The 21,298-nt window shown below is 50.2% G+C and carries 19 protein-coding genes; 9 read left to right on the forward strand and 10 right to left on the reverse strand.

The window, feature by feature from the left end:
- Positions 1-55: 55 nt before the first annotated feature.
- Together MRJ96_00220 and MRJ96_00225 are read right to left on the reverse strand one after the other, a co-directional pair.
- Complete coding sequence (locus tag MRJ96_00220) at positions 56-1,096, reverse strand: squalene/phytoene synthase family protein (GenBank protein ID MDR4499864.1); 1,041 nt, start codon at positions 1,094-1,096, stop codon at positions 56-58.
- Positions 1,097-1,107: 11 nt separating this feature from the next.
- Positions 1,108-1,533 carry a cupredoxin domain-containing protein gene (locus MRJ96_00225; protein ID MDR4499865.1) on the reverse strand — a complete coding sequence of 142 codons (426 nt, stop codon included), beginning with the start codon at positions 1,531-1,533 and terminating at the stop codon, positions 1,108-1,110.
- 248 nt (positions 1,534-1,781) lie between these two features.
- On the opposite strand from MRJ96_00225, the gene htpX reads away from it, so the two are divergent.
- Together htpX and MRJ96_00235 are read left to right on the forward strand one after the other, a co-directional pair.
- The gene (gene htpX / locus MRJ96_00230) at positions 1,782-2,666 is read left to right on the forward strand and encodes a protease HtpX (GenBank protein ID MDR4499866.1); all 885 of its coding nucleotides are present in this window, start codon (positions 1,782-1,784) and stop codon (positions 2,664-2,666) included.
- 122 nt (positions 2,667-2,788) lie between these two features.
- Entirely contained in the window at positions 2,789-3,478 is a 690-nt protein-coding gene (locus tag MRJ96_00235; GenBank protein MDR4499867.1) for a methyltransferase domain-containing protein, read from the forward strand.
- A 120-nt stretch (positions 3,479-3,598) separates the two neighbouring features.
- Here the strand turns inward: MRJ96_00235 and pal are convergent, their stop codons facing one another.
- Positions 3,599-4,228 (reverse strand): peptidoglycan-associated lipoprotein Pal, encoded by a 630-nt coding sequence (gene pal, locus MRJ96_00240; protein ID MDR4499868.1) that lies wholly within the window; start codon positions 4,226-4,228, stop codon positions 3,599-3,601.
- Between the two features lie 427 nt (positions 4,229-4,655).
- Here pal and MRJ96_00245 point away from each other — a divergent pair, with 427 nt between their 5' ends.
- The 5 genes from MRJ96_00245 (at position 4,656) to MRJ96_00265 (ending at position 10,224) form a co-directional block, all read left to right on the forward strand.
- A complete protein-coding gene (locus MRJ96_00245) occupies positions 4,656-5,603 on the forward strand; it encodes an ATP-binding cassette domain-containing protein (GenBank protein ID MDR4499869.1) in 948 nt (315 codons plus the stop codon).
- Positions 5,600-6,379, forward strand: a complete 780-nt coding sequence (locus MRJ96_00250; GenBank protein MDR4499870.1) for an ABC transporter permease — start codon at positions 5,600-5,602, stop codon at positions 6,377-6,379. The genes MRJ96_00245 and MRJ96_00250 overlap by 4 nt, the downstream gene beginning before the upstream one ends.
- The gene (locus MRJ96_00255) at positions 6,370-7,896 is read left to right on the forward strand and encodes a GldG family protein (protein MDR4499871.1); all 1,527 of its coding nucleotides are present in this window, start codon (positions 6,370-6,372) and stop codon (positions 7,894-7,896) included. The genes MRJ96_00250 and MRJ96_00255 overlap by 10 nt, the downstream gene beginning before the upstream one ends.
- Positions 7,897-7,901: 5 nt before the next feature.
- Positions 7,902-9,266, forward strand: coding sequence for a DUF4340 domain-containing protein (locus MRJ96_00260; protein MDR4499872.1), 1,365 nt, complete (start codon positions 7,902-7,904; stop codon positions 9,264-9,266).
- A 115-nt stretch (positions 9,267-9,381) separates the two neighbouring features.
- The gene (locus MRJ96_00265) at positions 9,382-10,224 is read left to right on the forward strand and encodes a YihY/virulence factor BrkB family protein (GenBank protein MDR4499873.1); all 843 of its coding nucleotides are present in this window, start codon (positions 9,382-9,384) and stop codon (positions 10,222-10,224) included.
- Between the two features lie 2,071 nt (positions 10,225-12,295).
- Here the strand turns inward: MRJ96_00265 and MRJ96_00270 are convergent.
- The 3 genes from MRJ96_00270 to MRJ96_00280 all read right to left on the reverse strand — a co-directional run bounded on the left by MRJ96_00270 (position 12,296) and on the right by MRJ96_00280 (position 14,556).
- Positions 12,296-13,336, reverse strand: a complete 1,041-nt coding sequence (locus MRJ96_00270; GenBank protein ID MDR4499874.1) for a hypothetical protein — start codon at positions 13,334-13,336, stop codon at positions 12,296-12,298.
- Between the two features lie 262 nt (positions 13,337-13,598).
- Positions 13,599-14,042 (reverse strand): IS200/IS605 family transposase, encoded by a 444-nt coding sequence (gene tnpA / locus MRJ96_00275; GenBank protein MDR4499875.1) that lies wholly within the window; start codon positions 14,040-14,042, stop codon positions 13,599-13,601.
- A gap of 112 nt (positions 14,043-14,154) precedes the next feature.
- Positions 14,155-14,556 carry a Uma2 family endonuclease gene (locus tag MRJ96_00280; protein MDR4499876.1) on the reverse strand — a complete coding sequence of 134 codons (402 nt, stop codon included), beginning with the start codon at positions 14,554-14,556 and terminating at the stop codon, positions 14,155-14,157.
- Between the two features lie 460 nt (positions 14,557-15,016).
- Here MRJ96_00280 and MRJ96_00285 point away from each other — a divergent pair, with 460 nt between their 5' ends.
- Positions 15,017-15,403, forward strand: a complete 387-nt coding sequence (locus MRJ96_00285; protein MDR4499877.1) for a DUF433 domain-containing protein — start codon at positions 15,017-15,019, stop codon at positions 15,401-15,403.
- Between the two features lie 521 nt (positions 15,404-15,924).
- Here MRJ96_00285 and metF read toward each other — a convergent pair.
- Together metF and MRJ96_00295 are read right to left on the reverse strand one after the other, a co-directional pair.
- The gene (metF, locus tag MRJ96_00290; GenBank protein MDR4499878.1) at positions 15,925-16,830 is read right to left on the reverse strand and encodes a methylenetetrahydrofolate reductase [NAD(P)H]; all 906 of its coding nucleotides are present in this window, start codon (positions 16,828-16,830) and stop codon (positions 15,925-15,927) included.
- A gap of 64 nt (positions 16,831-16,894) precedes the next feature.
- A complete protein-coding gene (locus MRJ96_00295) occupies positions 16,895-17,968 on the reverse strand; it encodes a hypothetical protein (GenBank protein ID MDR4499879.1) in 1,074 nt (357 codons plus the stop codon).
- 178 nt (positions 17,969-18,146) lie between these two features.
- Between MRJ96_00295 and MRJ96_00300 the strand changes: the two genes are divergently transcribed.
- Positions 18,147-20,081 (forward strand): Na+:solute symporter, encoded by a 1,935-nt coding sequence (locus MRJ96_00300; GenBank protein ID MDR4499880.1) that lies wholly within the window; start codon positions 18,147-18,149, stop codon positions 20,079-20,081.
- 71 nt (positions 20,082-20,152) lie between these two features.
- Here the strand turns inward: MRJ96_00300 and MRJ96_00305 are convergent, their stop codons facing one another.
- Together MRJ96_00305 and MRJ96_00310 are read right to left on the reverse strand one after the other, a co-directional pair.
- Entirely contained in the window at positions 20,153-20,848 is a 696-nt protein-coding gene (locus MRJ96_00305; protein ID MDR4499881.1) for an ankyrin repeat domain-containing protein, read from the reverse strand.
- A gap of 115 nt (positions 20,849-20,963) precedes the next feature.
- Positions 20,964-21,290 carry a DUF2934 domain-containing protein gene (locus MRJ96_00310; GenBank protein ID MDR4499882.1) on the reverse strand — a complete coding sequence of 109 codons (327 nt, stop codon included), beginning with the start codon at positions 21,288-21,290 and terminating at the stop codon, positions 20,964-20,966.
- Between the last annotated feature and the right edge of the window lie 8 nt (positions 21,291-21,298).

Consider the following 21,298-nt stretch of genomic DNA (forward strand, 5'->3'; position numbering starts at 1 on the left):
TCCAGGCCCGATAAAATGAGTAATGATCGCCGAATGACGAAATTTGGTGCGCCTTTCACATGACCCGCTTTCGTAAATACCCCCAATAGGCCGTCCCAACGGTACCGCATCCACCGGTAAATGTCGTCGCGGCCATCATGCGGTAGACTTCTCCCCGGGACACTTTCACGGAGACGTGAGGATCAAGAAGTTTGTCCGACACCGATAACTGTTGAAGCGTGCGCAATCCGATCAAAATAGGCCACATGCACGCCAGCCGTAACCGAACCTCAGAACGAGGGATCGCCATCGTGTACTGCCAGCCATGGTCCAGATGATCAAGCGCCTTGGCGATCAGTTGCCGGAGGACAGGACGAAATCGTGTGAAATTGTCCGGATGAAAGAGGTCTTGAGCCTGTAACCCTGCCTGACTCAAGAGTGATTCAGGAATATAACACCGTCCGATGCGCAGGTCCTTCGAGATATCCTTGAGGATGTTCACAAGCTGAAGACCTTTTCCGTATCGAATACCGATTGGGACCATCACCGAGACATCCCACCTTGCCATGGCCGGAAGATGGACACACATCATCTTCGTCCAAAATTCTCCCACACAACCAGCCACTGCATAGGTATAGTCATCCAATTCTTTTTCGGACGGCAGTGCCGTCGCAGTCAGACCATCATGATGCGGAAATTGAACCAGGTCGAACTCCATTCCCTCGATAATCGTGGGAAGTAACTGTGCAATCAGATGTTGGTCTTCGTTCGAGAGACGTTCGTAGAACGTAAAACACCTTGAGAGCTCCTCAAGTAATTGACGCTCTGCCGGATTGTTCTGAGCGGGAACGATCTGAGCTTGGAGATACTGAATCTCCGCCCCATGTACTCGTTCACTCGTAAATTGCGCTTTCAGCTGTTGAAGACTGTGTACCCTCGTTTGCTCATCAAGGTCCCCGGTATCTGCGATCGTATCGGCAGCCCTTGCGAATAAATACGCCAATCCCACTTGAGAGCGGACCGCTTCAGGTAACACAGCTAACGTCAGGTAAAATGAGCGGGAAACGCGTTGCAGAACGGTTTGGAGAAGATAAGGGTCCTTGGGTGGGTAATCCATCGTGGTGACGGTCAACGGACGATGAGCACGCCTTCCATCCCCTCCTCACGATGGTTTGGGAAAAAGAGAAGCTGCTTATCGCAATAGAAAATGTAACGACCCGGTTGAGTGGGTCTAAAAAAAACGTTCTCCTGCTCTCCACTATCTACATTGACGGCGAGCAGACGTTCGCCATCGGGTGAATCCAGGAGGAAATTATGGGGCACCAGGAACGATTCATTCTTGAGAAGAAATTGAACAGACTGACCGAGATCAATCTGTACGACTTGAGGCGTGAACGTATAGCTTTCCATTTGCAAAGTGATCGTGCGGGAGATTTCCGTCTCTTGCATATTTTCCTTCGATTCCTGAGCGGCGGCACAGGGATGATCCATCATGGAAAGAATGATGACGAAACTGTACAGCGAACGTAGGACGTGGAGACGAAGAACACGCATGGTTCTCATTCAAAATGTGACGATTTTCTAGGGATATCCAACGCTTACGAAACACGATATAATACCTGTATTAAACAGGAAGATTCATCTTTTTTTCCTGGAACTTCCCTTGACTCGATGAAAAAAAGTATTATCTTTCATGCAGATAGCATGTCATTCCCTAAAAAGGTTTAGGGTCGAGCATGCGCGGCGGCTAAAAAGAATCACCAAGAATTTGTCGTCATGCCAGTTATAAAGGGGGAGATGTAATGAAAAGTTTAAAAGGTATCGGGTTGTTGCTACTCGCAAACATTCTGATCTTTGTCACGCTTTCGATCACATTTACAGTCTTGTCGGAATTCGTCTTACCGGCCTTTGGGATCGATCTTCGCGGAGCGATTGCTCAACAGGATTTACTCTGGGCCTTCGTGTTTGGGTTTGGTGGAGCGTTCATCAGTTTGGCGTTTTCGAAACAAATGGCCAAGAGTATGCTGAACTGTCAGCAAATTACGCACCCGCGAACTCAGGCTGAAATGCTCCTGTTTGAGACGGTTCAAAAAATTTCCGCACGCTTACACATCAAGATGCCGGAAGTGTACATCTACGAGGGAGAAGACCCGAATGCGTTTGCCACAGGACCGACAAAGAATAATTCAATGGTAGCCGTCTCGACCGGCCTGCTGAACAATTTAAATGAAGGGGAAGTTCGGGCAGTGCTGGCCCATGAAATGGGGCACGTGTATAACGGAGACATGTTCACCACCACCATTCTGGCGGGCCTCATGAACACCTTCGTGTACTTTATCAGCCGCTGGGTCTACCGGCATGTGGCCGAACGAAACCCGATGTTGGGCTTTGGTGTCTATATCTTCTTACAAATTGTCCTCTCAGTCTTAGCTATGATCCCGATCAGTTGGTGGTCACGTCACCGAGAGTTTTCCGCCGATCGATTCGCCGCCAATACCGTCGGGAAAGAACATATGATTTCGGCCTTGCAGAGCATTGACCGTTGGGTCAAGGGCGTGCAGTACCATTACCACACCGAAGACGCCCTCGCTACGATGAAGATTTCTGGGCAAAGCAAGAGCTTCATGCAAATGTTTTCGACTCACCCGCCAATCGAAGCGCGGGTCGCGGCCCTGCAACGCTTGTAATGCTTGCCTGAATTGAATGACTTTTTCCGAAAAAGAGGCCTGAACACATCAGGCCTCTTTTCTGTTTCCAGCCTTGAAGTTTTTACAGAGAACAGATTGAAAGGAATGATACAGGATCGATCATGATAACACCCACGCAACGCCTAAAACGGGGCGAGACCTATTGGCAACTTCTTCTCATCATTGTCCTACTCCCCCTCTTACAATCGTGCGCCCACGGTTCACGGAACATCGACTCCTATATTCAAGCCCTTGAACGGGGCGAACGCGATGAATACCAAAAACCCGAGGAAGTCATCGCAGCCCTCCATATTCAACCAGGGATGACCATTGCCGATATCGGTTCCGGGTCAGGCTACTTCACACGGCGATTGGCCAAAGAGGTAGGAGCGACTGGAAAAGTTTTGGCCACGGATGTCGAACAAAAGATGCTGGATTACAATCAAAAGGCAATAGACCAGCAAGGCCTTTCAGGCAGAGTCACATTTCTTCGGACCAATCCCGAAGACCCGGCACTGCCTCCCCATTCGATAGACTTGATCTTCATCTGCAACGTCTATCACCATTTGAAAAACCCCTCATCCTTCCTCGAAAAAGCCAAGTCTGCCCTCAGTGTGAACGGCCGGGTCGTCATAATCGACTTTTATCATGATGAGCGGTCAGGCAAGCTCGGCTTTTCCAAACACCACCTCGTTCCCGAAGAGACGGTCATCAAGCAAATGCAAGAAGCCGGCTTCACACTCTCAAGACGGGAGACCTTCCTTCCCCGTCAATACTTCCTCGAATTCGTGCCACATCCGTCAAAATCATAAAGCATGGATAAACGAGTTAGTAATGAAGAGGAAATAAAAGAAGGGCGACAGGACAAAATCCCCATGACCATAGGCAACGTGTGATACGTCGCTAAATCAGGGACGCTCGATCCTCCCGGATCACTGAAACACAAAATGACTGCGGCGGTTGTGTTTCCAGCAGTTCCAAGAATGTTGAGTGCAGAAGGGTCTTTCTTTGCCGTAACTCAGGACTTGCATTTTTTCGGCTGGAACCCCGAGATCAACGAGATATTCTTTCACGGCTTGTGCCCGGCGAATTCCAAGCGCCAGATTATATTCCTCGGTGCCTCGCTCATCACAATGTCCTTCGATGAGCACCTTCTTCTTCGGATAACGCGCCAAAAGCACCTGCGCATTGGTTGCCAGCGCATTAAGATCATTTTCTTGGAGTGAATATTGGTCATAATCAAAAAAGACGTCAGAGAGTGTAAATGGAAGTTTCTTCGTGTCGTCAGGCAGAGCCAACGGAGAAATTGGCAAAATTTTCGCCATTGTTCCCGGTGACTGGGAGGCAGCCTTCCCAGACGACGCAAATACATCGCCGGTAAAAGAAGACGTATCAGGCGAGGAGATGACCTGCGGCTCTTCCACGGAAGAAACGTCAGGACGGTCTGTGGGCTTGGCATGTTGTTCGTCATCCATCGAAACCGTTGCGGGCAAAATCGTTAGGGGAATATCGACAGGGGTTTCCTCGAGTTCAACGACTACTGACTCAATCGGGGGGCCCATATGACTCACACGAGTATGTTGATGAGAACTGCAACCCACGATTACTCCAAACAGGAGAGCTGTCGCTACCCATCTGGGCCACCTAAGACGAAAATCTGTTCGGAAATAGGCACGGCATTGTACGCTCACCATCACACCCTCCTCAGGATAACTTACAGCATTCAATAAGTCGTTGCAGTACGAGATAGGGACAATACGGAAGATTCGCTTATCATTGGTGGATGATTCAAAAGACTCAGCTAACTCTAGAGTTCATCATACTAAATTGCCCCATCGTGTCAAATAGGCAAATCCATTGATGTTTGATGAAGACTTGACGCTATTTTAAGAACGTCGGTATGATTCCCCACGTTCTTCCTTCCAGACATATTCATAAGTAACTTTAGCTACTGCCGATTATTCGTACCCAAGCCAGTCACGTATCCTTATGATTGATGTGCAACATGTCACGAAACGGTATGGCTCTTTGACAGCCATTCAGGATATTACATTTTCGGTCGCCAAAGGAGAAATCGTGGCCTTTCTGGGTCCAAACGGCGCCGGAAAAACCACGACCATGCGCATTCTGACCGGCTATATGCCGCCGACCTCCGGGAGCGTTCACGTCGCGGGATATGATTGCCAGGAATCTCCGCTAGAAACGAAACAGCGCATGGGGTATTTTCCCGAACATCCCCCGTTGTACCTGGAATTGACCGTGAATGAATACCTCACATTTGTCGGCCGCCTCAAAGGAGTGACGCTCGAACAGCTCCCCCATCGCATGGATCAGGTCATTGAACAAACAGGGCTTGGCAACGTTCGACAGCGTGTAATTGGTCATCTCTCTCGCGGATACCGGCAGCGTGTGGGCTTAGCTCAAGCGCTGATTCACGACCCGCCGGTCCTCATCCTGGATGAACCGACCGTGGGCCTGGACCCCAACCAGATTATTGAGATTCGTGAACTCATTAAGAGCTTGGCAGGTTCTCATACGATTATTTTAAGCACCCACATCTTGCCGGAAGCGACGGCCTTGTGTGAACGCATGATCATCATTCACCAGGGGCACATCGTGGCGATCGATACCCAAGAACAGTTGGCGGCTCGACTCCGACGATCGGAACAACTCCGCATCACGGTCAAAACGCCCTTGCCCGACATGGAATCTCAACTCACAACAGTTCCGGGAGTCGTCAATGTGTCTACGAGTGATGTCGAAAACACCTATATTGTCGAAGCGGAACTGGGGCATGATATTCGTGAAGCCGTCACGAATTTTGTGATGAAACACGAACTTGGCCTGCTTGAGCTGTCCGTCATCTCCATGTCTTTAGAAGACGTATTTATTCGGCTCACAAATGAAGAGGAACCAGTGGAGGAGACCGCCCCTTGACCACGCTGAGACCGGCAACGACCTTACTGCTCAAAGAGTTGCGGTGCTATTTCGTCTCGCCTATCGTGTACGTTATCGCGGCCGTGTTTTTAGGACTCGTGGGCTTGCTCAGTTATTGGGCTGTGGTCAATGCCAGCGGCCAAGCCTTACGGATGATGCAAATCTCGAACACCTATGCACAAATCAATTTAAACGATCTGGTCTTCCGCCCAGTATTTTACAGTCTGAACCTCGTACTCATGTTTGTCTTGCCACTGCTGACGATGCGGACCTTTGCGGAAGAACGAAAGCTCCGAACCTTCGAGCTTCTTCTCACCTCCCCCATCGGCATCAATGAAATCGTGTCGGCCAAATTTCTGAGCGTCTTCGTCATTTACCTGATTCTCCTGGTTTTGACCGGACTGATCCCTCTCGTGCTGTCAGCCTACGTCAGCTTTAACTGGGACCCGATCTGGACCGGGTTTTTAGCCCTCCTCTTACAAGGGGCGTTCATGCTCGCGATCGGAGTGATGGCATCGGCCATGACCGAAAACCAAATCATTGCCGCATTCCTCAGTTTTGGCATTATTCTCGTCATATGGCTACTCGGCTTGTTCGCCACCATTCTCGGAGACACCACCTTAGGCCATCTTTTCTCCTATGTATCCTTTACCGAACACTATGATCGCCTGGTACGGGGACTGGTGAACCTCAAGGATGTCGTGTATTACCTCACCGGTATGGGATTTATGTGGTTTACCGCTCATCAAGTGATCGACGCACACCGATGGAAATAGCTCGAACCGTCCCCATTCTAGGATTTTCAGGAATCCTTCTTGCCCTGGCAGGCCTGATCCTTCCATCCTTTGTTCCCGATGCAAACTGGGTGACGACGGTTTGTGAGAGCCTGGCCCTGGTGTGTTTCGCCGCGCTCTTCTTCTTCCACTTTCAGACGATTAAGCATTTTTCCAGACAACGGTCGACGCGGCTAGGCATGAATAGTGTCCTCATGGTGATCCTCGTGGGAGCCATCATCGTTCTTCTGAACTTTTTAGCCGCCCGCCATGCCCCGGAATGGGATTTCTCAGAAACTCAGAACTTCACGCTTTCACGACAGACGTATCAAGTTCTGCGTACGTTAGAGGAACCGATTTCCATTAAAGTCTTCGCCCACGAACGCAGTCCTCACTTTGCGTCGTTTCGAGATTTACTGAATACCTATCGCAAGGAAACTCCCAAATTAACGGTGGAGTTTATCGATCCAGAACGGCAGCCTGATCTCGCCAAGCAGTACGCCATCACGCAGATCGACACAGTCGTTGTCGAAGGCTCGAAACACAACGTGTATCTCAACGAGGCCTCAGAGAATGAGGTGACGAATGGGCTTCTCCGGGCCACGCAATCGGCGAAAAAACGTTTGGTCTTTCTCACCGGACACGGCGAGAAAGGGTTACAAGATCAACAATCCTCCGGTCTTTCCCGTGCCCAAGACGCCCTGACGAAACAAGGGTACGAGGTCAAAGCTTTTCCAAAGATGACGGCTGACGTGTCGCGAGGGACGGATGTTGTCGTCATCGTCTCTCCTCAAGAATCCTTGACTGATGATGAAGAACGCCTCCTTCAGGAATATCTACAGCAAGGCGGTCATCTTCTTTTGCTCGTGGATCCTCGTCAGGACTCTGTCGACCGATTACTCCGGAAATGGGGGGTGACATTGGGAAAAGGCATCGTGGTGGACGAGGAACACCGGCTGGGCCGGGGCAGCCCTACCGCCTTGCAGATTCGAACATTTACGGGACATGACATCACGGATGAATTTACCGTTCCGATCCTCTTGCCCGTCTCGCGTCATATTGACTTTGACCCTGAACAAGCCGGACAGGACTGGGACTTTGTGTCCCTGGCCCAAACATCGGGCAAGAGTTGGGCCGAAATGAACCCGACCGATACGCCACCGCAACTCGATCCTCAAAATGACATCGAAGGGCCTCTGACGATCGCCGCAGCTTTGACGGCTCAATCTTCAACTCTACCCGAAGATCAAGCAGCCAGGATTGTGATTGTCGGAAATTCCGCATTTGCCACGAATGGATATCTCACGTATCCTGGCAATACCGATTTTTTCTTGAAAACAGTGGCATGGCTGGCGGGTGAAAGTCACTTGGTTTCTATCGCCCCCAAGGAACCGGCCTTTCATCCGTTTGTCCCCAACCCTTCACAAGAGCAAGTGTTACTTTTTTTTCAAGTCTTGTTCCTCCCCCTGTTCACGTTGTTCTTGGGATTTTCTGTCTGGAAGAAACGCCAAAATCTCTAACGCAGATGTCACACTCTTATCGCCTCACGATCATTCTCGCGATTGTCTTAGCCGGCATTGGCGCGTACATCTATTATGTTGATGTCCCAGCATCAGAACAAGCGATCGAAGTCAAAGAAGCCGCACGAGAACTGCTCCCGCTTGATGACCGACGCATTACGCACTTCACGATGAAAACCGCTCAAGATTCCCTGGTCTTTTCCCGGGATGAGCAGGGCCGCTGGCTGATCACCGAACCGCTCGTTGCCCCGGCAGACGGACGGGAAGTCAGGAAGATTTTGCGCGCATTGACACTCGGCACGATCGAACGGGTCATTCAAGAACAAGCCGCCGATCTCGAACAATACGGCTTAGACCCTCCACACATGACCGTGACCCTCACCGACGGCCAGCAGACTATGACGCTCGACCTTGGTAATCCCGGACCGTTTTCGTCTTCACTCTACGTCCGGAAAGTGTCAGACAATAGCGTCGTCCTCACGACGCTCAATGTTCTAAGCTTCGCCAAAAAAAATCTCTACACATTTCGACTGAAAGACGTCCTCTTTTTCAATCACGCAAGCGTCGAACATTTGGAAATCCATTCACCAGACCAAGACATGGTTCTCCACCGCGTGCCCGGCGTTCACGGCATGAGCCCGAATTGGAGATTTGAACGACCCATAGTCGGGCCAGCGGACAAAACGACGGTTGGAGTTTTATTAATGGCGCTTGAAGATCTCAACGCGCAAGCCTTTATCGACAGTCCCGAAGACAAGCAGGAACTCCTGGCGACCCTGGGAGCCCCCAAGGCAACGGCCATCATAAAAACCGCCAATCGAACGCATCCCGTTTCCTTCTATCAGCAGGACGATACAACCTACGCGAAAACGAGCGATGACAAGCCGTTGTACCGCATTCCCGCAAAGATCGTCACAGACCTGACACAGGGACTGTTCAGTATGCGGGACAAACGGCTCTTAGGAATAGCCCCTGAGGATGTCGCAATCGTTCGCATTCAGACTTCCACAGAATCATATGGCTTGATTCATCAAAACGACGTATGGCTGTGGGAAGAAGACCCGGCAACACCCATAGATCAAAAGGCCGTCAATCTCTTGGTCAGCCGCCTCGCCGGTCTTCCGGCTGAGCATCGCGTCTCCGAACAGGAGTCGCAACTCACCCGCTATGGTCTCGATCACCCTAAGTTTCTGGTTGTCGCCACGGATACACGTGGGAAAGAACGCGGGCGCTTGCTGCTCGGAGAGGCTAAAAGAGGGCTCGTGTACGCAACCGGAGCAGGACTTCCAGGCATTTCTCAAGCACGTTCGACCATTTTGACTCAGATTCCATCCATCAAGGAGCTCGTCGAACAGCCAGCCTCCCACTAATATATGTACAGCACGTCCACATAAAAAAAGGGAAACAGGAGACACGATTTATAAGCAGCACACAAACTGCTACTATCCAGTCAGAAAGTGCTCTCGGCTTTTCTCGTCATCCGTCGTGACTACCATTTCTCAATTTTGGAAAAGTCTGAAGCAAATCGGACTCAAGTTTTTTACTGACAATGGTCCGTTCTTGGCTTCAGGACTCTCGTTTGACCTGATTCTGTACTGCCTTCCCCTTCCAGTCCTCTTTGTCTCCGGCTTAGGGTACACCCTGATCGGATCAGAGCGTGCCTTAGCCTGGGTCCAGGATATAATCGTCCGTTTGCTTCCCGAGTTTCAGGAACCTTTTCTGTCAATGCTCTCGTCATTAATCGACAATCGCGGAATCTTGGGATTCACGGGATTTTTTCTGTTTTTTCTGTTTAGCAGTGCCGTCTTTTCCTCGGCTCGCCATGCCTTAAGCAATGTTTTTCACGTTGAAAAAAGACGTGGTTTTTTCAAGGGGAAAGGGAACGACTTTCTCCTCATGCTCGTGCTGTCATTGCTGATCATCGTCCTCGTCCTGCTGAACTCTGTCCTCAGTCTCATTCAATCGTACGGTGAACGGATTCCCGCATTCCAAGACCTCTTCAGTCCCATTTGGTTCGTTGTCGGAAAAGCCTTTGGGTTTACGGGTCTTGGAGCGCTCTTTTACCTGTTTTATGGGTTTTCGACTCCAACGCGCTTGAGCCAACCTGCCTTGCTCATCGGCTCGCTCACAGCCGCCGGCCTCTTCGAAGCATCGAAATCGATCTTCTCCTGGTATGTCCACCTGGCGCAAATCCTGACTGCATTCTACGGCGTCCTGAGTGGATTTATCTTCTTCTTCCTGTGGGTCTACTCCGCCTCTGTCGTGTTCATCCTGGGAGCTGAAGTCTGCTGGGAATACGAACGGCATAGAAACACCAAACAGCCGTAGAAACAGCATGCCAAAGGGGACATTCCAGCTTCTTTGTCAGGAGATAGAACTCATCTTCGTTGAAAAGGTTGACGTAGCCTCATGGCCTGCTTGTGGGTGACGCCGAATTTGCTACGGGGGTTACGGTGTTTGAGTCATTCGAGAGACGCAAAAAGAGTTCTTTGATGAGGGGAACTTGGCCGTGAGCGTGCCACGGAGGTTGGGAAAGGAGAGGATGAAAGACATGTCGGAAGGCCGATGTGGGATAACCCATTATGTTATTCATTTATCAGTGTCCCCTATTCTAATGGCTATATTTTATTCGCCGAATGCCACCACCGTATAATGGGCTATTCCCTGGCACAATTTGCGTTGAATCAGATTCCCGCGAAGAAACTTATGAACAACGCGAGTCATTCACTGTTGTACAGCGGCTCTTCACACAATGCTTGTTCAAACGACTGGCAGAAGCAAAGCAGATGCGAGAGGATCCTTGCCTCTCATTGCATGGGGCCTGAGGCGCTTCGCTGGCGAGTGAGGGATGGTGTGCGGAGAAGTCGAGCAAACCTTTCTCAACAATGGGCCCTAGGCACCACAGTGTGTGAGATTTCGTCAATGAGATCTTGACTTTGTTCGTGCAGCCGGTAGGATGGCACGTAGGCTTCGTTAATATTGTCTTATTCGTTTCTCTTTCCTCGTTCCGTTCATTCCGTCTATATCCATAGTTTATTATTTCAATTCATGTGTCGGGGAGAGGTGTGGGCTGTTCGTGTCTGACCGCCACGCGGATACGTGAATGATGAGCCGGTGTTTGATTGGATTGACGTCGGACTCGTGGCCGGGTGTCTGCCTATCGGAACAGTAACGACGGCCCATCATGCACCGATCGTCGCGTCTTGAGTCGATCTAGACACCGCTCTTCGAAATACGCGAAGGACGGTGAAGAGGGCCAGGCGTGCGAAGCCATGCTGCGGTGAATATGTATTATTAAAGAAAGAAGCCGGTCTGATGGATATTTATATTATGGAGAGAGCGACGTGACCCCTTTCCCAACTGTCGGGGAAGAACACACTAACAAAAGACTTGACCCCTCTACGACCCCGCTACCAGAGCAGGACCAACCGGGGCCGAAGAAGTTGGACAGTCGAGAGTAGAAGATGGTCCTTAAGGTGCTATGCAACTTTTTACCCTTTTGTTGGGTTAGACCCGGGATGGCATTGACGATACCCAGGATGCGTGTCCCAACTCGAATCTTGACGGAACCGTCGTCATTGATGGCTGTAATACCGGGGCTGTGAATGATCTCTTGTCGAATGGCTGTACACTCTCAGATGAAATAGCCCAGTGTGCGGCCAGCGTGACGACCCATGGTGACTTTGTGAGCTGTGTGTGTGCACTGACCAATCAATGGAGGAATCTCGATATTATTACCGGGAAGGAGAAAGGGAAGATTGAAAGCTGTGCGGCGCGGGCGAATATTCCGTAGAATACAGATACCCAGTGTAATCATATGATGCAAAGGACAATTACTCGACTGGAGAAAAATACAATCTTGAGAGGTTTCGTGTGAGATATGCCAAGATGGTATAGAACAAAAAATACGTGATCAGAGGGCATCCAAGAAGTAGAACTGTGTCTTGTATCACCCAAAGAGGAACGAACCTATCAGGCAAGAGGTTAAATTGTACCAGTAAAAATGGAAGACCCAATAACAGGCATGCCCAAAGAACTTTTGGATATCTGTCCTTCCAGGACTGGGGAAAGTAGTTTTGTGGGAAGACAAGCCAAGCGACACAAGCTCCAATCAGTCCTCCTCCGTCAATAACAATTGTCACAGTTATGAAGTCATCCATTCTCTCCATAAAATCCCAAGGATTGGGCAAACTCGATACATAACGAAAATAATAGTACATGTAAAAGATGCATTCTAACGCAATTAAGGTGTGAACAGCGCTTTGAACGATCAAGAAGTTTCGAGTTGTTCGGACTCTTGAATTCATGCGATCAAGCCTAGTGCTTTGAAAATGGGACCCCAATGCAATGCTATATTAAAGAACGTATCTAGGACCGCCTAATTACTTAATCTCTACCATTAAGAGGGAATGGGAAGAGCAGCAACAAGCCAAGGGAAAACCCCAAAATACACCAAAGGCCAAATGAATAGCATGACCATAGCCGCATAGAGCAGCACCATTCTATAAGCTGAGGTATCTTCCGGTATGGCATCTGGCGCTCTTGGTGAAGAGCGTGACGTCACATGTCCCGAAAGATTCCCAATGATCGCTCCTAACGTTCCACCCCAAATAATCCCATTGAAGACAAAAGCAAAGATCCATAGATGAATAATCGCAATAGCCATTATTCCGTAACCATCGTAGGGTGAAACATCTGGCTGATCAGAACCTCCAGCAAAGCCGACATCCATCATCACAGAAAGGAGATACAGGGACCCGATAAACATCCCATCCTTCCGACGAATATTTCCTTGATATCCAAAAATGACAAATCCAATGAGTATGAAAGATAAAAAACTTGAGAGAGATTCCTCGATCGAGGCTGGAAGGTGCTCTAACCCGTGAGGCATAGCTAACAAATGCTGCACCCAACCATAGCTAGCGACGTAAGCCCCAAGCAAGAACCCCCATTTCGTGTAATGATAAAGAGGGACATATAAGGAAGCCAAAGTGAATTTCGACTTCGCGAATTCCTGAAGAGGAGCCCATGGTGGTTGTTGGTGTCCCTCTGGATCCTGAATCTCCTCAAGGAAGTTTGGCAAAGAACGGGCAAGCATATCTTTTGTCACGGTCTCTTCGAGAATGGCGTTCCGCAACGCGGCATGGGAATGAAAGATTTGGATGTGACCGTCAGGCAATCTCACTTTGACCTTCTGATCAAAGAATCCTGGAAATTTCTTGCCCTTCGTTGGTGAATAAGCTAATTCCCCCCGCTCAGCTAAAATTCTTTGAACAGCCTCCATGACTTCAGGATGATAGGCCGTCGGTTGCTCTCTGGCTTCCGCCAGCATGGCTTTCAAGTTATCTGTAGATTTCAGTGACACCCATTCCAAATTCTTCTGGACAGATTTTTCTTCCAACGTTTTGGGATCTAAGGCAAGAGGTTTTAGGTCAGTCATTTGTGGCATGAGTCATAGTAAAGAGGTGCTTATGAAGTGCTTTAAAATTGTTGCGAAATCTTGCCGGAAGCGAACCGGCTTGTATTACTTATTTTCGGCCTTTACAAGGAACTCTTGACACAACGTTAGCAGCTCCTGGTTTTGTCGTTACTAAAAGGGGACATTCTAGGTTTCAAGATCTGAGAGCTGAAAGCCTCTTTTCTAAGGTAGCGAAATCTGACAGGAAGGAAATAAAGATCCCCGCCGCAAGCAGCGGGGTATTTTAGAAGAGAGCCAAGTGCCGATCTTCGTATAACTTCTCGTAGGCGGCCCCTTGTTGTTTGACGTACGCAGCAATCATTTTTTCATTGCCATGCTTCCCAACCGTACTGGCGTAATAGCCATCGGTCCAGAATTCTCCTCCCCAGAGCTGCTGCTTTACTGGAGGGGGGCGTCGGAATATCTCCTGCGCGGTGAGACTTTTTATAATCGTCACCACTTTCGTCACACTATAACTGGGCACGGCTTGCACCCCAAAATGCACGTGCTCCTTATCCGTACCAATTTCCAGGAACTTTATCTGATACCGTTTCTCCAGCTCCACGCACACGTCGCGCAAGACTTCGTCCACAGCCGAGTCAAAGACGGCTCGTCGGTATTTGGCGGGGAACACCAGGTGATACAGTAAGACGGGAACATTATGACTCTTGTGCAGAGACTTGCTCACGCAAGCATTCTACGCCGCAAGCGGCGGGGAATATACCCGCTAGGGATTCAAAAAAAATGGAATGTCTCTTTTCCTGAAAGAGACAAAATAGAAGCGGGGCAAAAGAGTCACTTCACCGAAACAAGTGACGAGGTAAGGTAAGAGTGATTCCGAATGTCGAAGCAGGCTGAATACCAGTAGCGTGATGGTACGTAAGAACGCCGTCGAGCCCCACGATAATGACTTCTTGAACACTGGAGGCAAGGTACGCTTGAATTTTATGATTGATTTCTATCTGTCGATTTCCTGGCGAAAGTACTTCTACGACCAATTCTGGAGCCTCCAGAAGATCTTGGTCGGTTCTCAGTATCTGCCACTTTTCTGCGGGCATCCAGACCACATCAGGAACGCGGACACCAGCCGAAACAGTCAACACTGCAGCTTCGACTACCGCTTCTCCTCCCAACTGTGCACGAAGCTGAAAGGCGATCTCAGCACACAGCCGTTGATGCCGATTGCTAGGCTTGGGACTCATGATAATTTCTCCATGTTCACTCAGCTCATACCAATCGGGCAGCTGTTCGTTCTTGGCTATTTCAGCCCACAGATGGGATAAAGCATCTGGAGAAAGAGTAGTGTCAATTGACATATGTTTATTTTAGAAAGCGCTCAAATCTCTGTCAATTGAGGGAGGAATGAAGTTGGGGCCTTCGCACCCAAGATGCCACCAGCACACGGTACGAGCACGCTCATTCGCGACTGCAACATGGTCTCAAGAGGGGACACAAGAGGAGACCCTGCTAAGTTCATAGGTTAATGGACATGAAGAACTGAGTATGCAAGAGTCCTGTCGATACCGAGACACAGACGGCTTCATATCTTCGATAGTTGTTACCACTCGACGCTACGCATGCGTGATAGGGACTAAACTGGCGAGGAAGAAAGCATTAACAAAAGGTTTGCACCTAAACGTAAACGACCACGATCGTCCTGCGGTGGACAGCAAAAAAGGCTATCTTGTGGTGCTTGTCTCTCAGTGGTCGGTACGGTATCCTCATTCAATGTCGAACGATGAATTGCTGACTCGGATTACGATTGATCCACAGGTTTGTCATGGGAAGCCCTGTATTCGGAGCTTACGCTATCCCGTGGAATGGATTCTAGAACTCATGAGCAGTGGGATGACAACTGAACAGATTTTAACTGACTACGAGGATTTAGAAGAGGCAGACCTCCGAGCCGCTTGTGCCTTTGCTGCACGACTTAGTCAAATCCAACGTATTGAGCCTGTTGTGGGGAAAAATTTCTGCTCGACGCCCAACTTCCCAGAAGACTCGCCGTCGCTCTTCAATCTGCTGGCCACGATAGTCGTCATGCTCTAGACCTTCCGCTTGGCAACGCGACTCCTGATGAAGAGATTATCAAGATTGCAATGAGCGAAGAACGAATCGTCATGACCAAAGATCGTGATTTCGTCACTTCCTTTTTGATCCATCAACGACCGTCCAATATTCTGTTGTTCTCTGCGGGAAGCATCAACAATGTCGATCTTCGGCAGCTTATTTTCCAAAACTTAGTTGCGTTGAAAAACGCTTTCCGACAGCATCACCTTTGAGCAAAGGATGTGCCTCGCGAGATTGAAGCTTTATTTCGGACTCCTACTAATTGTATCGCCAGTAATCGATCGGACACTCATTCAGAAAATTTTTTACGCGTCCGATTCCAGGCCTCGCGCACCTGCCGTCTCGTGCTATGCTTGAAGCTAGCTTAGGTCATTTGAGTTATAGCGAATCCAAATACGTTCCAATCGATACAGACGACACACCCCGCGCAGTACGACGTTGAACCAGACGGAAATTATTTCAAACGGCTATAGCGAACAGCCCTGTCACTGGTGAGCGGATTAGTCGTACCGAAAATGCTGTTGGAAGCAGTCGGAACTGCGGATGCCCAGGGATTGGTAAATTCGCAGCGTGGCTTTGGATTTGTTCAGCGTGTAGAAATGAATCCCGCGAACTTTCTGGTCGATGAGGTCATGCACCTGCTCGGTGGCCCAATGAATCCCGACATGTTCAGCTTGTTCATCGGTTTCAGCGCGTTCCATCGCCCGGAGCAGTTTTGCGGGAAACCTCGCGCCTAATGCGAGTTCTGCCATGCGGTTCATACCCTTTCGCGAGGTAATCGGCATGATCCCCGCGATGACCGGCACCTTAATCCCCGCCATTTCACATCGTTCGCAGTAATCGTAAAAATCGCGATTATCGAAAAACAACTGCGTGCAAATGTAGTCGGCTCCCGCATCGATTTTTTTCTTGAGATGCTCGATTTCTTGCAGACGATTGGGCGTCCCCGGATGGCCCTCAGGGAACCCGGCCACTCCGACGCCCATTTGTGGGTACTGGCCCTTGATGAACGCCACAAGCTCGGAAGCATACGCAAAGCCATCCGAAGGGGTTTCTGCCTGTGTCTGTCCCTTTGGCGGATCGCCCCGCAGGGCCATGATGTTCGTGATGCCGTTGTTGGCATACTTTGCCAGAATCTCATTGATTTCCGCCTTTCCCGACCCTACACAGGTTAAGTGCGAGACGATCGTCAGGTCTGTTTCTTTTCGAAGCTTGACCACCAAGTCATGCGTACGCCCGCGAGTCGTGCCTCCAGCCCCATACGTCACACTCACATAGGCTGGCTGCAATGGCATGAGCATCGAAATGGTCCGAAACAGCTCTTCCGATGCGGCTTCAGTCTTGGGAGGGAAAAATTCAAAGCTAATGGCGGGATTATGTTGAACGAGTACGTCTGAAATATGCATCACAATTCCTTCACACAAACGAGGAACGCTTGTCTTCTTAATAATCGGCAGAGGATGAAAAATATTAACGGGTCGCGACAGCCTTGTGGCTTAATGTGACACATCGACATCCGAGATACAACCCCGCGCCCGCGATGCCCAGCACCACGATCACGACCGGCCAAGAAAGCGGAGCCGCGTGAATCCGCTCTCCGAGAGAGAGCAACCACACGTTCCTGACTTCCTCCCGTATCAAAACCATCAAGACAGTCGTGAGAATCAAACTCCCCACCCCTCCCCAGACGAGCCCACGTTTCTGGGGAATCATCAACGAGGAATTTAGCAGGACCAAGGAGAGTAACGTCAGCGTCAAACTGAGGAAAAAAATCAACGACACCACGCTCGTGCCTTCGATCAAATGCACTCGAACCTGGGCTGGCAGCGCCAACATAAACCATGGGCCGACGACCACTTGCGGCACAGTGCCAGCCAGCGCCCATCCCACACCGAACCGGACCAATCGGATATCGTACGGCGCCGGATCTTTTTGGTGATCTTCACGAGACTGCGGCCTCAAACTCCCATAGATCGCCAGCGCTACGCCCGTGATCGCGAGCCCCGAACACACCGTATGAAGCAAACGTGGCCAAAACGTAGAAAGAAGAGCGGCCGATTCAACAAGTCTTTCGTCGTTCCCTGCGCTGTTTGACAGCATCGGCATATTGATATGCGATGATACAAAAAGACCGGCGATCAGGATCATGCAGATAATCACCAGACAAGCTATCATCCACTGAAGTCCGGGCGTTTCAGCATGAGCACGTCGTAACCACACCATCCCGCCAAAACCGATGACCAGCAACAACAGGAGTCCTAGCCAACTGATCAGGGAAGATCCCCAGATCGGCAACAATGTCCATTCATATTGCCAACGAACGACGGCCCAGTTCATGAGACCAAAGACCACTGCGAGTCCGAGGACCATCGGCATCAGACGGCCCATATCCTGAGCAAGTGTCCGATAATACGCCTGGGCATCTCCGTTCGCGCTTCGATAACGCATCATCATCAAAATGGGTATTCCACCGATCGCCAGATTTTTCAGGATTCCATGGAACAAAAAGCTTATGGCTTGAAGAATTTGTAACAATATATCCATGCGCTCTCACATGACCGATTCAATCACGACATCTGACGGCCCAAGACACCGTTTACGCTAGGACATGTTTTCGCATACCATTTCCCCAAAGTGCAAATGAGATCACTGCATCGCTCATCAAAAACGCCCGACTCGCCATTCGTCTGTCCCTTTTGAGCGCATTCGATTACAGAGCAACATGACGACACCCGATCTTCTTATTCTTCTTGTTTTCATCCTCTACACCCTGATTGTCGGCTTTCGCGCTCGCTCCATCGCGTCTCAAAACCTTGAAGAATACTTTCTGGCTGGGCGCTCGCTCAAAGGATGGCAGGCCGGAATCAGCATGGCCGCGACCCAGTTCGCCGCCGATACGCCCTTGCTCGTCACGGGCCTCATTGCCACAGCTGGCATCTTTGCTCTCTGGAGACTCTGGATCTATGCCATCGCCTTTCTTTTATTGGGATTCTTGCTGGCTCCCTGTTGGCGGCGTGTGGGCGTGTTAACAGACGCCGAACTCAGTGAAATTCGCTATGGCAGTCAAGCCGCACCACTCCTGCGAGGCATAAAAGCAGTATATTTTGGCACCATCATCAATTGTACTGTTCTCGCGATGGTGCTGCTGGCCGCGACAAGGCTTGCCGAGCCTTTCCTTCTGTGGCACGAATGGCTTCCTCCGTTTTTGTACGAAACATTGCGGCACACCGTCGAATGGCTCGGAGTCTCATTTTCGCTGAGCGACACATCCCCAGAGTATCTATGGATTCTCTCAACCAACAACCTCTTATCCATCGGTACCCTGGTCCTCGTAACACTCCTCTACTCGACCACCGGGGGGCTGCGCAGCGTCGTCGCGACTGATCTCGTGCAATTTTTCATCGCGATCGCCGGCAGCCTCCTGTTTGGGTGGTATGTCCTGCAAGAAGTGGGGGGGCTGGATGGGCTTTCTCGGCAACTGACATCCATGTACACCCCGATCGGACCGGGAGGCCTTACGTACGAACAACTTGTGGCCTTTACACCTTCCGAGGCGAAACACGCCTCATTCGCGATTCTTCTGGCGTACGGGCTTCAATGGTTGCTGCAGATGAATGCCGATGGCACAGGATACCTCGCTCAACGTTCCATGGCTTGCCGAAGCGATCGCGATGCCATGCAGGCCGCGGTGATTTTTACATTTTCACAAATCGTCGTTCGAAGCCTGATTTGGATTCCGATCGGGTTAGGACTGTTACTCATCTTCCCGCCTGATCCACACACTGTTAGCTTGAATTATGCCGCTGAACGCGAATTCATGTTCATACAAGGCATTGCTGAATTATTGCCAAACGGACTTCGGGGGTTGCTCCTCGTGGGCATGCTCGCCGCACTCGCCTCAACGCTCGATACTCACCTGAACTGGGGTGCATCGTATTGGACCCATGATATCTACCAGCGATTTATTTGCCCCCTTTGGCTCAAGAAGACGCCGTCACAACGCTCGCTCGTGTGGATCGCGCGTGGAGCCAACCTCCTCATCCTGCTCCTCGCTCTCTTCATCCTTCCATTCCTCTCTTCCATACAGAAAGCATGGCAAATCAGCCTTTTGTTGGGTTCCGGTATCGGCGTCACGCTAGTGCTTCGTTGGATATGGTGGCGTCTGAATGCGTGGGGGGAACTGGCCAGCCTCACGACCTCTCTTCTCCTAGCGCCGGCTCTCCTCTGGAGCGCGGAAAGCCGCCTGGACGAATCAATGCGACTTCTCATCATGGCCGGTGGAGCCACGCTGATGAGCATCACGATCTCGCTCCTCACGAAACCGGAAAACCCTGGGCTGTTAAGAAGATTCTACCGGAAAGCCAGTCCGCCTGGATTTTGGGGACCGGTGGCTATCGACTGCGGTTTATCGCCACAAGAAAGCATGACAAGGCTCTGGAATGCTCTTCTTGCCACTTTCCTCGCGGCCTTGTCCGTTTTTTTGATCCTGACCGGAATAGGGTCATTCATCGCCCACAGCCCGAGCCCTGCGTGGTTTCCCTGGAGTGAAGGCTGGATTCCCGGTGTCTTACTGACCGGCTTCGGGCTCATCCCTCTCTGGTGGCGTCTGGCCTTCAGGATGCCGTCTCACGCAATAGAGGATAAGACAATCGGTTGAACACAGGCAAACAATATCAGTTGCATTGACCGTTCACAGACTACGAATACGATTAAGTATTCCGACTCTTTTTAGCTGCTTTGATGCTCAGTGGCTCCGGCAGTCTCTAAGATTTTCACGATCTCATCGAACCCATTCTGTTTGGCATGCCGCAGAGGCGTCAGACCACCAATATCGACAATATTGACATTCGCTCCAGCGTCCACCAATGCCTGGACGATTTTCTGATGACGAGGCCCTCCGTCTCCGAGGACAATGGCTTCCAGTAAAGCTGTCCAACCCAGGTAATTCTCATGGTCGATATCGACGGGCGTATTGACTAACAATTTCACCATGTCCACATGGCCACGCTCCGCGGCACGGATCAATGGCGTCCCGCCAAAACGATTATACCGGGTAAAGTCCGGTTTGGCGTTCAACATACATTCCATGATGTCGACTGTCCCTTCGTCACCGGCCAACAAGAACGGACTATCCTGTTGTTGATCTTGTATGTTCACATCAGCGCCGGCTTTGAGCAAAACTTTGGCGCTTTCTACATTATGTTTCTCCACCGCCACGAGTAAGGGCGTGCGCCCTCGAACATCCTGTGCGTTGACATTGATATTTTCCTTCACTAAGGCCTGGACCGTAGGCAAATCATTCTGTTCCACGGCCTCAAACAGGCGTTGCTCGTCGCTACTCTTCAGCACGCCAGGTTTCGCCACAGCGATCACGGCCATGAGCAGACCAAGTGCCAAGATGCTAAAGATGGGAGTCAGTTTCATGATTCTACCTCCTTCATGACCTTCTGGTCGTCAATGATCTCTTAACCCTGTTCAGCTGGCATCGGCAAATCGTGTCTTTTGAGAGACGAATGGCCTCATCCAATCACTGTGCAGACTATTCATGATCCTTTGATATAATTTGACGTTGCGCCTCAAACCAATCTTCCCAATCCTGTCCATGATGCCCGCCTCGTAACTGATAGAGTTCATAAGCTCGGATTTCGATTTGATCGTGAAGACCTGCTGACAGTGAAGATTCTGGATAATTGATAGATTCAACCGTACTCGCCGGTGCAGCGGTGTGTCGTTGCAAAAGCAAGACATCAGCTTTCGAGCGAATGGGCTCTTTATGCTTTTTGATCAGCCTAAATTTTCGTGGTTGTGAAACAACGGGGGTTTGCTCGGTCTCCTCATCTGTGACAATTTGCTGTTTTTTCCGCATAATGACAG

The organism is Nitrospirales bacterium (assembly GCA_031315865.1).
In the GTDB taxonomy this organism is placed as follows: domain Bacteria; phylum Nitrospirota; class Nitrospiria; order Nitrospirales; family UBA8639; genus JAGQKC01.